The sequence below is a fragment of the Vibrio sp. 1401 genome, assembly GCF_033340295.1.
Genome location: NZ_JAWOWF010000380.1, coordinates 1 through 690 on the forward strand (window position 1 = coordinate 1; position 690 = coordinate 690).

The following is a 690-nucleotide window of genomic DNA, read 5'->3' on the forward strand; positions in this document are numbered from 1 at the left end:
TACGTTCGTGCTTCATGGATGCATATGGCTTCCATGGCGTATGTGGTGTGTACTTGAGTTCTAGCTTAAATGTCTCTCGCGTCACTAAGTTTTCATATTTCGATAGGTCACCACTAACGAGTGCATCTTCTCTTGGATGATACGCACTGAGTGAGGACTGATTCCAGAAATACGGAGTTTCACTGTAACTGCCGAGGATACGTAATCCGTCGTACTGGCCCATTTCCCACTGCAGTAAGAAGCGTTGCAAACCAAGATCTTCGACGACGATTCGATTGTAGAATCCCTCGTCTTCATATTGTTCGATATCGGCGTTTAGGCTAGCGTTAAAGTGTTTATTGTCAGAGTTTGTACCGTAAACGGGCGGATTCCAATTATAGAATCGAGAGGAACCGTCGTTGTTAAGGTAACCGACGCCCGCGCTGACTTCTCCACTCCATGTGCCGTCGCTGCTGCATTCACTGCACTGCCAGCGGCTAGTGTCGGCTGGTTGAGAACGTTGTAACGAATAATCGTTGGCGTGCGCTTGCCCAGCAAAAGCAAGGGAAAGAGCGATGCACAGTTGAGATAGTTTCATGCCTCCCTCCTAATAACTTAATGTTTGACCACGTGGGTGGTTAGAGCCATGCACTTGATTGTGGCAGTTTAAACAACTTCCGCCGCGCACTCTCAAGTCGTTTTCAGGAATGG

1 protein-coding gene and 1 pseudogene are annotated in these 690 nt (G+C 48.0%); both read right to left on the reverse strand.

Features of this window, described 5'->3' with window-relative positions; translation table 11 throughout:
• Window positions 1-577 (reverse strand): MtrB/PioB family outer membrane beta-barrel protein (locus tag R7Z77_RS25750; RefSeq protein WP_318137098.1); only part of this gene is annotated, 577 nt, incomplete at its 3' end.
• A gap of 9 nt (window positions 578-586) precedes the next feature.
• A pseudogene (locus R7Z77_RS25755) lies at window positions 587-690 on the reverse strand (cystathionine beta-synthase); the annotation flags it as partial.